General features: G+C 74.0%; 12 protein-coding genes. 6 read left to right on the forward strand and 6 right to left on the reverse strand.

The genetic code is table 11. The features are described 5' to 3' along the window. Positions 1-8: 8 nt before the first annotated feature. On the reverse strand, positions 9-1,673 hold the full coding sequence (locus ABH937_RS00295; RefSeq protein WP_280693371.1) for an amidohydrolase: 1,665 nt from the start codon (positions 1,671-1,673) through the stop codon (positions 9-11). Positions 1,674-1,891: 218 nt separating this feature from the next. Between ABH937_RS00295 and ABH937_RS00300 the strand changes: the two genes are divergently transcribed. Both ABH937_RS00300 and ABH937_RS00305 read left to right on the forward strand, forming a co-directional pair. Then, positions 1,892-2,623: a TetR/AcrR family transcriptional regulator gene (locus ABH937_RS00300; RefSeq protein ID WP_280693370.1), complete on the forward strand. Its 732-nt coding sequence runs from the start codon at positions 1,892-1,894 to the stop codon at positions 2,621-2,623. Positions 2,624-2,650: 27 nt separating this feature from the next. Then, complete coding sequence (locus ABH937_RS00305) at positions 2,651-2,860, forward strand: hypothetical protein (protein ID WP_280693369.1); 210 nt, start codon at positions 2,651-2,653, stop codon at positions 2,858-2,860. Between the two features lie 15 nt (positions 2,861-2,875). Here the strand turns inward: ABH937_RS00305 and ABH937_RS00310 are convergent, their stop codons facing one another. Beyond that, the gene (locus tag ABH937_RS00310; RefSeq protein ID WP_370216704.1) at positions 2,876-3,835 is read right to left on the reverse strand and encodes an alpha/beta hydrolase family protein; all 960 of its coding nucleotides are present in this window, start codon (positions 3,833-3,835) and stop codon (positions 2,876-2,878) included. A gap of 179 nt (positions 3,836-4,014) precedes the next feature. On the opposite strand from ABH937_RS00310, the gene ABH937_RS00315 reads away from it, so the two are divergent. After that, positions 4,015-4,605, forward strand: a complete 591-nt coding sequence (locus ABH937_RS00315) for a TetR/AcrR family transcriptional regulator (RefSeq protein ID WP_370216705.1) — start codon at positions 4,015-4,017, stop codon at positions 4,603-4,605. Here the strand turns inward: ABH937_RS00315 and ABH937_RS00320 are convergent. Next, entirely contained in the window at positions 4,588-5,073 is a 486-nt protein-coding gene (locus ABH937_RS00320) for an Lrp/AsnC family transcriptional regulator (protein ID WP_370216706.1), read from the reverse strand. The two genes, ABH937_RS00315 and ABH937_RS00320, sit on opposite strands and share 18 nt — an antisense overlap. Positions 5,074-5,167: 94 nt before the next feature. Here ABH937_RS00320 and ABH937_RS00325 point away from each other — a divergent pair, with 94 nt between their 5' ends. The 3 genes from ABH937_RS00325 (at position 5,168) to ABH937_RS00335 (ending at position 7,138) form a co-directional block, all read left to right on the forward strand. Next, a complete protein-coding gene (locus ABH937_RS00325) occupies positions 5,168-6,031 on the forward strand; it encodes an LLM class flavin-dependent oxidoreductase (protein ID WP_370216708.1) in 864 nt (287 codons plus the stop codon). Further along, positions 6,028-6,456, forward strand: a complete 429-nt coding sequence (locus ABH937_RS00330) for a nucleoside deaminase (protein WP_280693364.1) — start codon at positions 6,028-6,030, stop codon at positions 6,454-6,456. The genes ABH937_RS00325 and ABH937_RS00330 overlap by 4 nt, the downstream gene beginning before the upstream one ends. Positions 6,457-6,541: 85 nt before the next feature. Then, the gene (locus tag ABH937_RS00335; RefSeq protein ID WP_370216709.1) at positions 6,542-7,138 is read left to right on the forward strand and encodes a hypothetical protein; all 597 of its coding nucleotides are present in this window, start codon (positions 6,542-6,544) and stop codon (positions 7,136-7,138) included. Positions 7,139-7,178: 40 nt separating this feature from the next. Here the strand turns inward: ABH937_RS00335 and ABH937_RS00340 are convergent, their stop codons facing one another. The 3 genes from ABH937_RS00340 to ABH937_RS00350 form a co-directional block, all read right to left on the reverse strand. Further along, positions 7,179-8,570 (reverse strand): lanthionine synthetase C family protein, encoded by a 1,392-nt coding sequence (locus ABH937_RS00340; RefSeq protein WP_370216710.1) that lies wholly within the window; start codon positions 8,568-8,570, stop codon positions 7,179-7,181. Positions 8,571-8,677: 107 nt separating this feature from the next. Next, entirely contained in the window at positions 8,678-11,998 is a 3,321-nt protein-coding gene (locus ABH937_RS00345) for a lantibiotic dehydratase (RefSeq protein WP_370216711.1), read from the reverse strand. Between the two features lie 195 nt (positions 11,999-12,193). Next, positions 12,194-12,364 carry an FDLD family class I lanthipeptide gene (locus tag ABH937_RS00350; RefSeq protein WP_280693360.1) on the reverse strand — a complete coding sequence of 57 codons (171 nt, stop codon included), beginning with the start codon at positions 12,362-12,364 and terminating at the stop codon, positions 12,194-12,196. Between the last annotated feature and the right edge of the window lie 289 nt (positions 12,365-12,653).

The raw sequence follows: 12,653 nt of genomic DNA on the forward strand, positions 1-12,653 counted from the left end.
TCCTCGGCTCACTCGAACTCGGCGTAGTGGACCAGGTCGCCCTGGACGTAGGTGCGCAGCACCCGGGTCTCGGCGATGGCCTGGCTGGGGCCGGCGAAGGGGTTGCGGTCGAGCACCACCAGGTCGGCGAACTTGCCGGTCTGCACCGAACCGGTGCACTCGTCGAGGTGGTTCACGCGGGCGGTGCCGGCCGTGTAGGCGGCGAGCGCGGTGGCCAGGTCGATCCGTTCCTCGGGGACCAGCGCCCGGTCGGGGTCCTCCTCGCCGGTGCGGTTGACGGCCACGTGGACGCCGGCCAGCACGTCGGGGGTGCTCACCGACCAGTCGCTGCCGGCCGCGAGCATCGCGCCGGCTCGGACCAGCGAGCCGAACGGGTACTGCCAGCCGGCCCGGCGCTCGCCGAGGAACGGGATGGTCAACTCGTCCATCTGCGGCTCGTGGCAGGCCCAGAGCGGCTGGATGTTGGCGGTCGCGCCGAGCTCGCGGAAGCGGGCGATGTCGTCGGGGTGGACCACCTGGAGGTGCGCCAGGTGGTGCCGGTTGCCGCGGTCGCCGTTGCGGCGGATGGCCTCCTCGACGGCGTCCAGGGCGTTGCGCACAGCCCGGTCACCGAGCGCGTGGAAGTGCACCTGGAACCCGGCCGCGTCCAGTTCGGCGACGTAGCCGCCCAGTTCGGCGGGGTCGACGAAGTCCATGCCCGCGTTGGCCGAGGAGCAGCCGCAGCCGTCCAGGTAGGGCTCCAGCATCGCCGCGGTGTGGTTCTCCGCGACGCCGTCCAGCATGATCTTGACGGTGCCGGCCCGGAAGCGCTCGCCGTTGCGCTCGGCCTCGGCGCGGCGGTCCTGGAACCCCGGCAGCTGCTCCAGCCCGCCGTCCCGGTTCCACCACTGCGCGCCGCGGACCCGCGCGGTCAGCGTGCCCTCGCGGTCGGCCCGCAGGTAGGCGCCGTAGACGTCGCCGGGGCCGAAGTCGGCGCCGACACCGGCGTCCTGCCAGCCGGTGATGCCGAAGGAGTGCAGGTAGGCCTGGCCGGCCAGCAGGCCCTGGTAGAAGTCCTCGTCGGTGAGCGGCGGTATGTGCCGGGTCACCAGCTCGGCGGCGCCCTCCTGGAACATGCCGGTCGGGGTGCCGTCGGCGTCGCGCTCGATCCGGCCGTCGGCCGGGTCCGGCGTCTCGGCGGTGATGCCGGCGATCTCCAGCGCGCGGCTGTTGGCCCACAGGCCGTGGCCGTCACGGTTGGGCAGGGCGACCGGGCGGTCGGGGCAGACGGCGTCCAGCAGCGAGCGGTGCGGCGTGCCGCCCGGGAACGCCTCCATGCTCCAGCCGCCACCCGTGATCCAGGCGGCCTCGGGCCGCGCGGCGGCGTACTCGGCGACGGCCCGCTGGTACTGGTCGGCGGTGCTCAACTCGTGCAGGTCGCAGCTGCGCAGCGTGGTGCCGGCCAGCACGGGGTGCACGTGGGCGTCCTGGAAACCCGGCAGCAGCAGGCGTCCGGCGAGGTCCACGACTTCGGTGGCGGGGCCGATCAACGGCCGGACGTCGTGGTCCTGACCAACCGCGACGATGCGCCCGTCGCGCACGGCGACGGCGGTGGCCCAGGACCGGGCGGGGTCGACGGTATAGACCGGGCCGCCGTGGAAGACCAGGTCGGCGAACGGGGGATCGAGGTGCACGGGCGCTCCAGAGCAGTGGGGGGAGACAGGAGACGGCGGGACCTGAACGGCGGGCCACGGGGAGGGCACTGCCGGATGATGGGAGAAGAAAAGCTGATGACAATGGCGATGTCAATGGCATTGACACGGGCCCGCCGTTACGATCGAGTGAAGCGACCCGGCGTTTCGGCGCCGTCGTGGCGAAGCCGGAACCGAGCGAACGATGAGGAGCGGCCCGCGTGGAGGCCCAGGTGGCGGAAGAGTCCAAGGCGAAGCGACGCGCGGCGCTCACCAGAGAGTCGATCCTGGAGGCCGCGCTGCGCCTCTGCTCGCCCGAAGGCGGCGGCCAGCTCAGCTTCAGCCGCCTCGGCAAGGAGCTGGGCGCGGACCCGACGGCGGTCTACCGCCACTTCCGCGACAAGGACGAACTCATCCTCGCGCTCACGGATCTGACGATCCAGGAGGGGGTGCAACTGGCCCGGGCGGCGCTGCCCGACGGTCCGTCGGACGACTGGCGCGCCTGGCTCACCGTCACCGCGCGCAGCGTACGGAACGCCTACCTCGCCCGCCCGGCGGTGGCGGTGCTGGCCGCGGCGCGGACGACGGCGAGCCCGGCGGAGACGAGCAGCGTCGAGGAGCTGATCTCGGTGCTGCACCGGGCCGGCCTGCCGGTCATCGAAGCAGCCGAGTGCTACCGGCAACTCCTGGATCTGACACTGGCGATGACGCAGTACACGGCGGCGTTCTGCTCACTCGACCCGGCCACGCAGGCGAAGGACGACGCCGCCTGGGCGGTCAAGTACGGCATGCTGCAGGAGCGGGACTTCCCGCTCCTGCACGCCAGCGCCGCGCGGCTGACGGAGCTGTTCCGCAACGACGAGGAGGTCTTCGAGCTGATCCTGGCGACGTTCCTGGACGGCATCGCCGTCCGGATCGAGCGTGCGCGGGGTGTCCGGGAGAGCGCTGACTGAGACAACGGTCCCACCGGCCCGCAGTACATGAGCGACACCTCGGAGTTCGCGGCCAGCTTCCACGTGTACCTGAACGAGAACGAGCTCTCGATGGACTCGTACACGGCGGCCGACCTCAACCGCGACACGTTCCGCTACATCGACGAGCTCGACCACAAGGAGAAGGAGTTCAGGACCTATTCGGACCTCTCCTGGAACGTGCTCCGGAAGGTGCTCGCGGACACGGCACTCGACTGACTCGACTACTGCGCCTTACTTGGATTCGACCCGTCCGAGCGGGTCGGGTCCGGCCGTCAGCGCGTCACATGCCGCCTGCCAGGCGGAGTCCCCGGGGTAGAGCTCGCTGCGGAGGTAGGCCCAGGTGAGCCGCTGGACCACGGCGACGCGCTCGGGGTTCTCGTCCGTGGTCTCGGCGACGTCGTATCCGGAGACCCCGCCGAGCCCGTGCTCCGCATCGAACAGCGTGAGCAGGGACTTGGGGCCCGGCGCGAGGACGTACGGATCGGCGTGCCACTGCGGGCCCCGGACCGTCAGGTGGGCGGAGGTGTCCTTGTCACCGGCGACCACGAGCGCGGGCGTCGTCATCGCGGAGAAGTCCGTGGTCGAGAGGAAGGGATAGTTCTCGGCCACGACGTCGGTGACGGCGTCGCCGCCCCTGCCGGGCGCGGCGAGCAGCACACCCGCTTTGATCCGGGGCTCGGCCAGGTTCGCTTCCGTTCCGTCCTCCGGATCGGTGAGCCGGGCGCCCAGCAGCAGGCTCGCGGTGTGCCCGCCCATCGAGTGCCCGGCGACGGCGACCCTGCCGCGGTCCAGGCGCCCGCGGAGCTGCGGCACGGCGGCCTCGATCACGTCGAACCGGTCGAGGACGCGCTTCATGTCCTCGGCCCGCGATCGCCAGTGGAGCGGCGCCCCGGGAGTGTCGGGAGGCAGGCGCAGCGTCGTCGAGCTCAGGTGGGTGGGCTGGATCACGACGAAGCCGTGCGCCGCCCAGAAGTTGACGAGGGGGGCGTAGCCGTTCAGCGAGGAGAGGTTGTTCGAGTAGCCCTGCCCGTGCGAGAGGAGGATGACCGGCAGGTCGCCCCCGGTCACGGGCGCGGAGACGCGCACCTCGAGGTCCACGGCTCGGCCCGGAGCCGGCAGCACGACCGGACTGACCGAGAGGACTGGGGTGGGCGAGCCGAACGTGCCGGCTGGGTGAGTCGATTCACTCATGATGCGTACTTCCCTTCACTGACCCCTGCCGCCGGCCTCATGCGGGCGGCGGGGGTGAGGCGGTCAGGAGCGTTCCGCTTCCGCTACGCTTAAAGCGGATCGTTGTTCCGATTAATATACGGAACACTGTTCCGCTTTGTCAACGGCCGTCGGACGTCGGAAGTCGGAAGGAGAGCGTGGTGCCCACAACAGACCCGTCCGGGGAGGCGCCGGCCCGAACCAAGCGGGCCGACGCGCTGCGCAACCGGCAGACGCTGCTCGACGCGGCCGCCGCAGTGTTCGTCACCTCCGGCGTCGACGCACCGATCCGTGAGATCGCGGCCAGCGCGGGCGTCGGGGTGGGGACGATCTACCGCCACTTCCCGACCCGGGCGGACCTCGTCGTCGCCGTCTACCGCCACCAGGTCGAGGCCTGCGCCGAGGTCGGCCCGACCCTGCTGGCCGGGGCCGACTCGCCGTTCGCGGCACTGCGCCAGTGGGTCGACCTCTTCGTCGACTTCCTGGTCACGAAGCACGGGCTGGCCAACGCGCTGCAGTCCGACAGCAGCGGCTTCGACGCGCTGCACACCTACTTCATCGACCGCCTGGTACCCGTCTGCGCGCAGCTGCTCGACGCCGCGGTCGACGCCGGCGAGATCAACCCCGGTACGCACGCCCTCGAACTGATGCGCGGCATCGGCAACCTCTGCATCGGACGTGACAGCGACCCGCGCTATGACCCGCGCCGCTTGGTCGATCTGCTCCTCCGGGGACTACAGCGACTGCGGTGACGCGGCCCGGGTCCGTGCTGCCCGGGACTCTCGTGGGCCGCGGAACGGCAGCGTCCGGCTGAGGACCAGGTCGGTGGTCGTGCTCCCGAACTGGGCCAGCGCGTCGACGATCTCCTCCAGTTGGGCCATCGACGTGGCCGCCACCTTCAGGACGTAGCAGTCGTCCCCGGTGGTGCGCAGGCACTCCAGGATCTCCGGGCGCTCCCCGAGCAGCCGGCGAAGCGGCTCGTGCCGGGTTCCCGGGTACTTCAGCCGCACCACGGCCATCGCCAGGTAACCGGTCCGCTCCAGATCCACCTCGGCCCGGTACCCCGTGATCACCCCGGTCGCCTCCAGCCGCCGCACCCGCTCCGTCGTCGCCGACGCGCTCAGGTTCACCCGCCGCGCCAGCTCCGTGTACGCGATCCGGCCGTCCTGCTGGAGCTCATCCAGGATCGCCCAGTCCGTCGCGTCAAGATTCCCGGTCATCCGCCCAGATTACCGGTGAATCCACGGGCGAACCGCCCCTGAACAGGCAGGAATCCCTTCTGACGGCCCGTGACACCTGGCTAGGCTCGGCGGTGTGAAAATCGGCGTCAACGTCCCCAATTTCGGCCCCGGCACCGACCCGGGAGTCCTGCGCAGCTGGGCCCAGACCGTGGAGGGCCTGGGCTTCGACCTGCTGATGGTCTCCGACCACATCGCCATCACGCCCGACGTCGCCGAGCGGTACCCGGCGCCCTTCTACGAGCCCTTCACCACCTTGTCGTGGCTGGCCGGCCTCACCACCCGGGTCCGGCTCGGCACGACGGTCCTCATCGCTCCCTACCGGCACCCGCTGCTCACCGCCCGGATGGCGGCCAACCTGGACCAGCTGAGCGGCGGCCGGCTGGTCCTCGGCGTGGGAGTGGGTTGGGCACGGCAGGAGTTCGCCGCCCTCGGGATCCCCTTCGAACGGCGCGGACGGCTGACGGACGATCACCTGCATGCCATCCGGGCGGCCTGGTCGGACACCGCCGACCACGGCACCCGCAGGATCCCGGTCTGGGTCGGCGGCAACAGCGACGCGGGGCTGCGCCGGGCCGTCCGGCTCGGGGACGCCTGGCACCCGCTGCGCTGCACCATGCCGTGGCTGCGCGAAGCCGCGGTCAGGCTGCGGGCCGCCGCGGCCGAACAGCGCCTCCCCGTGCCCGCGCTGGCCCCCCGGATCGCCCTCAAGCTCACCGCGACGCCGGTCAGCGGACCGCAACGGCTCGCCGGGGAGGGCACGATCGACCAGGTCATGGACGACCTCGACCAACTGCGGCTGCTGGGCGCCGAGACCGTCGTCCTCGACCCCTACACCGGCGACCCCCGCGAGACGTGCCACCCGCAGCTGGGCCGGCAGGCACTCGCCACGGTGGCCGCACACTTCTACCCGCCCCGCGGCCGAACGGAGCTCTCATGACCACCCCCGACGACCACACCCTCCTCCGGCGAGCCATCGCGCTCGCGGCCGAGGCACACGCGAGCGGCAACCCGCCCTTCGGGTCGCTGCTGACCGGACCGGACGGAACGGTGCTGGCAGAGGAGCAGAACACCACCCTCACCGACCAGGACATCACCGCGCACCCGGAACTCAAGCTGGCGAGGTGGGCCGCGCGAGAGCTGGACCCGGCCACGGCTGCGGGGACCACGATGTACACCAGCTGCCAGCCGTGCGGGATGTGCGAGGCGGTCATCCAACGGGCAGGGCTACGCCGGGTGGTGTTCGCCCTGTCCAACGAGCAGCTCCTGGACATCCGGCCGGGCAGCGGCCAACCGCCCGTGCCGCAGGACGGCCCCGCGCTGCTCGACGAGGTCCGGGCCGTGGTCGCGGAGTACTACCGCTGATGGCGGCTCAACCGGCGTGATCTGCCTCGGGCGGCGTTCATCTCGTCTGTCAGACTGCTCGGATGATCGTCGAGGGAAGGGCCTGATGGCCACGACAACGCGAGCCGACGGCACCGCCCCCGCACGGCTGCGATCCCGGCCGCTGCTCGCCGCCGCGACCGGGGCCGGGGCCGCCTGCTACGGGGCCGCGATCTCCTGGATCCCTTCGCCGGATGATCCGCGCGTCTTCTGGGTGAGCAATCTCTTCGCCCCCTGGCTGGCGATCGCCTTCTTCGCCGGGCGCCTCCAACGGTCGTGGCACTGGGCCGTCGCCGCGGGGACGCTCGCCGAGTTCGCATGCCTGATCGCCTTCTACGCCCGCCAGTTCGGATCCGGACTGAGCGTGGCGGGCTGGCTGCACTACATCTTCCGGGGCTCGCCGCCGTGGGGCCTGATCGCGCTGCCCGTCGGGGTGGTCTACGGCTTGCTGGGCAGCAGGTACGCCGGCACCCGATCGGTGGCAGCCGGGGCCTGCCTGAGCCTGGCACTGGTCGCTGAGCCCTGGGCCTGGCCGGTCTACGAGGGCTTCCGCCGAGGCCCGTTGGTCCTGTGGATCGTCGAGACCGCGGTCGGTGTCCTCGCCACCGGCTGGCTGTTCCTCGCCCGCCGACGATCCGCGTCGCCGGGCGGTCCCAGGGGCTGACGGAAGGGCGGCAAGGGCGCGCGGAGGTTCTGACCCGGTGTCAGGACAGCAGCAGGACACGGTCCCAGACGGGCTCGTCCTGCTCGTGGTCCGACGAACCGGGGCCGGGTAGCACCGAGAGGAGGGCGGCCGCGACGCCGGCCGCGCCCTCCAGGATCCCGGGGTTGTCCTCGGCGCTCGGCGGCCGGCCGGGCTGCCAGCCGCGGTCGCGGTGGGCCGGCGCCAGGTGCCGGTAGCCGTAGACGGCCTCCTGGTCGAAGGCCGCGGCCAGCCGGTCGGCCAGGCGCGCGCAGTGGTCGAGCAGGACCGGGTCCTCGGCCTGCCGCCCGAGCCGCCACAGGCTCTGCAGGAAGCCCGCCTCGCCGTGGCAGACGGTGGGGCCCTTCAGGTGGTCCAGGGTGCCGGGGCGGGCCAGCACGGCGTGGGCGCTGTCCAGGGCGAGCCGGTGCCAGGCCTCCTCGCCGGTCACCCGAGCCGCGCGCAGCAGGGCGCCCGCGATGCTGACGGAGCCGTAGCACCAGGCAGCGGCGGCGGTGGCGACGGGCGCGGCGGACGAGGTGGGCCCGCCGCAGGCCCGGGCGATCTCCTCGTCCAGCGGCAGCCTCGGCTGCCAGTACGGCCCGGACGCGTCGTGGTCCGCCCGCGCGGCCAGCCAGCCGCCGATCCGCCGCACGGCCGCGAGCTGCCCGTCGACCGTCACGTCCAGCTCGGCGCTGCGGGCGAGCAGCGCCAGCGGGCCCGCGATGCCGTGGGCCGTCCCGAGGTTGATGTCACCGCGCGGGAAACGTGCGCGGTCGGCGGCCGTTAGCTGGCGGTGACCCGGTACCCACCAGCCGGGCACCTGCCGGCCGCCCACCCGCACCGGCCGGCTGAGCGCGACGAGGTGGGCGAGGGTGGCGCGCAGCGCGGGCTCGGCCGTCGCCCGCTCCTCGGCGTCGCCGTCGGTGACCGCGGTGAGCAGCACCCGGCCGGTGCCGCTGGCGCCGGCGATGGCGTCGTAGGACGACCAGTCCACACCCGGTCCGGCCGGCTGGGCCGCGAGGCGGGCGAGCTGCTCGGTCGCGACGTGCGCGGTCAGGGTGTGGCGCAGGCGCGGATAGTGACCGCCGAGCCTCGCGGCCGCCTGAACGGCCACCAACACCGCGGCCGGACCGTGGTGCAGACCGACCGAGGCGGTGTTGGTCAGGGCCTTGGCCGCCACCGTGAGCCGGCCGTGCGCGGCGGGCAGCCGGCCCGGGTCGCGGCGGGCGAGCTCGGTGAGCAGGAGAGCGACGCCGGCCGCGCCGCCCAGTGCGGCCGCGGGGGCGGCGGGCCGGCCGGGGCCGTGCTGCTGCGGCTCCTCGGTGAGGGCGGCGGCCACCCGCTCGACGGCCGCCTCGATGCGCCCGGTGGTGCCGGGCGCCGCCGCCGTGGTCGCGACCGGTGTCGTCACCGGTTGCCTCACCGGTGTCGTTACCGGATGCGTCAGCGCCTCCGTGGTCACCGCCGTCACCCTCCCTGTCGCCGTGGTTACGGCTGCCGTGGTCGCTGTTGCCGTGGTCACCGCTGGTGCTTCCTTCGGTCGGCGTTTCCGGTCACGCAGGCGCGGGCGAGGGCGTGCGCGCGCAGCTCGGCCTCCCGGTCGGTCCCGAGCAGCCGGTTGCAGGACATGTGGAGCAGGCTCGCCACCACCGTGGGCAGTGGCGACCAATCGGCGCCGCGGGCGGCGAGTTCGTCCAGTTGCTCGCGGTAGGCACGCAGGTGTCCGGCCTGGTCGGCCAGTGCCTGCGCCACCTGGGCACCGAGCGGGTGTTCGGCCAGTGCGGGCCAACCGCCGGCCGGGTCGATCAGTCGCAGCCACTTGGCCCGGTTGGCCCGGTAGCCGGCCGGCAGCTCCTGGTCGACCGCGCTGCCGGCCAGCCAGGCGGCGGCCGGCTCCTGGTAGCGGGCCGGGGCGACGGCCTCCGGCGGCAGGCCGGCGGCGTGCGCGATGGAGGCGAGGGAGAGCGCGGCCAGCGTCTCCTTGTCCCACGGCACGTCACCGCGCCCACCGTCACTGGGCCCACCGTCACCGCGCCCACCGTCACCGGGCATCGCGGCGGCCTGCCGGGCGGTCCGCAGCAGGGTGAGGGTCGTACGGCTGTCGGCGGCGAAGAAGCGTTCGGCGGCCGCCTGGGCCTCGGGGCCGCCGTAGCGCTCCCACTCGGGGTCGTAGCCGTCCAGCACGAACCGTCCGACCAGCCCCTGGGCCGTCCACTGCCGCACCGCGCCGCGCAGGGGCGGTAGCAGCTCCTGCCACAGGGTGTCCGCCGGCCCGTGGAAGCGCAGCCGCAGGTGGTCGTCCGGGTCCCGGTAGCGGATGAAGAACCAGCGGTCGATCACCGCCTGGGCCGGGCCGGGCAGTTCGGCCAGGAACGGGTTCAGCCGCTCCTGGAGGAAGGCATCCGTGTGCCGGCCCGCGAGGTAGAGCTTCGCGTAGAGCCACTCGCCGCCGGGCTCGGCCAGCCGCGGGCCGGCCGGGCGCGCCGGTGGCACGAGGCGCCCGGCCGGGGCAGGCCGGCCGGTCGCCGGTGGCTGGGTGGCCGGCTGCGGCTGGACCGCCTGCGGCCGGCGGGCGAAGGCCAGCGCCAGCTCGGAGCGGTGGGCCAGGCCCTCGGCGTCGCGCAGCCAGCCGTCGGTCCGCTGCTCGCCGCCGGGCAGCTCGACGGCCAGCAGGCCGGGGTCCTTGGCGAGCGCGTCGCGCAGCAACTCACGGTGCCAGGCGTCGGTCAGGTCCACCGGCAGGCGGTGGTCGTAGCGGGTCAGCACCAGCTGCCGTGGCACCTGCCAGCGCTCCCGCCAGCGCTGCACCGCCGCGCCCCAGCCGGCCGGGTCGAGTCCGGTGTGCTCGGCCAGCTCGTCCAGCCGCCAGGTGGCGGAGGCGAGCACCACCCGGCCGTAGCGCACCCGCGGCAGGAACGGCGCACCGGCGGCCGGTCCCCAGTCCCAGGGGGTGTAGGTCCGGTAGGCGTCCCGGCCCACGTCGAGCAGGAACCGGGCGACGTTCGGCGCCTGGCCTCGCACGTCGAGCGCGTGGTGGGCGTGCGGCAGCAGCAACCGGCCGGTGGGCAGGTGCACCGCGTACAGGTGGTCGACGGTGGCGGCCACGCCGATCTCCTCCAGGCGCACGGCGGTTGCGGCCGGGTCCGGCGGCAGCCCGATGGTCACCTCGTGGTCCGCGGTGCGCGGGCTGTTGGCGACGTTGAGCGCCCGGGTGTGCCGCGGCTGGTAGGCGACGGCGAGATGCAGCGCGTCCGGTTGCTCGGGGAAGGCGAAGGCGGCCAGCTCCTCGTTGACCGAGCCGGCCAGTCCGGCGAACCGCCCGAAGGTGGCGCCGGCCTCGGTCTGGCCCGGTCCACCGCCGCCGACCAGCAGGAAGTCGCCGTCGGACAGCGCCTGTTCGTCGGCGGCGACCAGCGTGCAGAACAGCTCGCAGGAGCGCGGCAGCCGCTCGGACCGCGGCTCTCCGGGGGCCAGCCGCGCCACCAGGGCGTCGTCCAGCACCACCTCCCGGGCGCCGTCGCGCACCGCCTCGGCGGCCAGCCGGCCCAGCAGCAGCTCCCGGTCCCGGGGCACCGACCGTGCCGGTTCCTCGGTGCGGGTCGAAGGCGGCCACGCGTAGCCGGCCGGCGCGCCGATGCCGACCGTGTCGTCCAGCGCCTCCAGCACCGGAACGACGCGGTCCACGCCGTAGCGCTCCAGGAAGTCCCGGTGGTAGCCGCGCAGCGGCGGCGTGCCCGGACCGGGCGCGGACAGTCGCCACAGCACGCCCAGCCCGCGGGCCGCCTCGTCTGCGACGGCCTGCGGCAGGCGCACCTCGGCGCCCAGCGCCATGTCGACGTGGATCAGCCGCTCGGCGTCGGCCAGTTGCCGCATCTTCCGCTCCAGTGCGGCGAGCGCCGCGCGGCGCTCGCCCGGGGCGGCGGCGTCGTACCGGTCGCGGTCGGCGGCGATCGCGCGCAGGGCGGCCAGCAGGGGCAGCGGCCGGCCGGCGGAGTGCTCCGCGGCGGCCAGCACGCCGATCACCCGGCCGAGCGGGTCGCCGCCGTCGAGCACCGGGCGCAGCCCCGTGATCAGGAACTCCTGGCGGACCAGCGTGGCCAGCAGCCTGGCGGCCGCACCGGCCGGGGCCGTGGGGAAGCGCCGCTCCAGCTCGGTGACGGCCGCCGTGGCGGTGGTGCCGGCGGCGGCCAGCTCCAAGGCGGCGGTGACCACCGGCGTGATCCGCACCGAGACCTCGCTTCGGGTGCTGTCGCCCGCGGTGGCACCGGGGTTGGAGGGTGCGGCCATCACCAGCCGGCCGCCGCGCGGGACGGTGCCGGCGTGGACGTGCAGGGTCAGGTGCGGGAGCAGCTCGGGGTCCTGCTCCAGCCGCTGGACCAGGCGCAGGAGCCAGTCGAGGTCGACCCTGGTCCGGCTGGTCGCCGGCTGCGACCAGGACACCTTCGCCGCCGGGCCGTCGGCCGTGGCGCCGACCCGGACCGGGGCGACGCCGGCGAAGAGCCCGAACGGGGTGCTGCGGGAGCGCAGCCGGATCTCGTAGCGCAGCACCGAGACCGCGGCGCGCCGCAGTTGGGCGTCGGTGCGGGTGGCGAGCCCGGTGGGCTGCGTGCTCGCCTCCACCAGGTTGGCCAGCGTGGGGCTGGCGACCCGCAGCGCCTCCATGAAGAATCCGTCACCGGCCGCGCCGCGCAGCAGCTGTTCGCAGGCCGCCCGGTCGGTGGGGTCCGAGGGGGTGGCCACGGCCCAGGCAGCGCGGCGGTCGTGGCCGCGGAGCGGCGCGCGCAACAGGGCGACGGGGGCGGCGCGGAAGAGCGGTGGGGTGGCGGGCGGCAGCGGCATCGGTGGCAGTCCCTCGGTGGCGGTCCCTCGGTGTGGACGGCGCGTCGGCGTGGTGGCCGGGCGCGCGGGTGGGCCCGGGACCGGCGGCGCGCGCCGCCGGTCCCGTGAGCCCTCAGCCGCCGGCTCCGCCGGGCGTGCGCCGTCGGCGGAGCCGGCCTGCGGCCGTCAGAAGCAGCAGAAGGATCCCGGTGGCCGTTACCAGCCGCAGCAGGCGGTCATGATGCAGGAGGCACAAGTGACGCTGCAGACGACGCTGGTGAACGCGGCCTCTGCGGCGGTCTCGCTCACCTCGATGCGCACGTCGAGGTCGAAGAGGTCCTCCAGCTCGGTCACGTCTACGGCGACCGGGAGAGTGGCAGTGCTCATGGGGTTCTCCTGTGGGTGGTGTGGGTGGGGCGGTAGCACGTGCACCGTCAGTGTCGGCCGGGCGCCTCGAATGGATCTGGAGCGGATCCGGTAGGCGTGCTGGATGCGCTGGCCAGGGGCCGGGCCGGCCGGCGGACGGGCCCGCGCCCGCCCGGGCGGCTGAGCGTCAGCAGAGGAACGGGATCAGCCACTTGATGCCGCGATGGTGAGTCCTAGGGCCTGTACGGCGGATCTTTCCGGGCCCGCGACGCCGGGCATCCCGGCTGGACGCACGCCCGAATCGCCCAAG

This window comes from Kitasatospora sp. GAS1066B, from assembly GCF_041262605.1.
Taxonomy (GTDB): Bacteria; Actinomycetota; Actinomycetes; order Streptomycetales; family Streptomycetaceae; genus Kitasatospora.

Bases quoted from the DNA above. Each gene is read 5' to 3' on its own strand.
- ABH937_RS00305 (WP_280693369.1), top strand. From the start codon at position 2,651: ATGAGCGACACCTCGGAGTTCGCGGCCAGCTTCCACGTGTACCTGAAC.
- ABH937_RS00310 (WP_370216704.1), bottom strand. From the start codon at position 3,835: ATGAGTGAATCGACTCACCCAGCCGGCACGTTCGGCTCGCCCACCCCA.
- ABH937_RS00320 (WP_370216706.1), bottom strand. From the start codon at position 5,073: ATGACCGGGAATCTTGACGCGACGGACTGGGCGATCCTGGATGAGCTC.
- ABH937_RS00330 (WP_280693364.1), top strand. From the start codon at position 6,028: ATGACCACCCCCGACGACCACACCCTCCTCCGGCGAGCCATCGCGCTC.
- ABH937_RS00335 (WP_370216709.1), top strand. From the start codon at position 6,542: ATGGCCACGACAACGCGAGCCGACGGCACCGCCCCCGCACGGCTGCGA.
- ABH937_RS00345 (WP_370216711.1), bottom strand. From the start codon at position 11,998: ATGCCGCTGCCGCCCGCCACCCCACCGCTCTTCCGCGCCGCCCCCGTC.
- ABH937_RS00350 (WP_280693360.1), bottom strand. From the start codon at position 12,364: ATGAGCACTGCCACTCTCCCGGTCGCCGTAGACGTGACCGAGCTGGAG.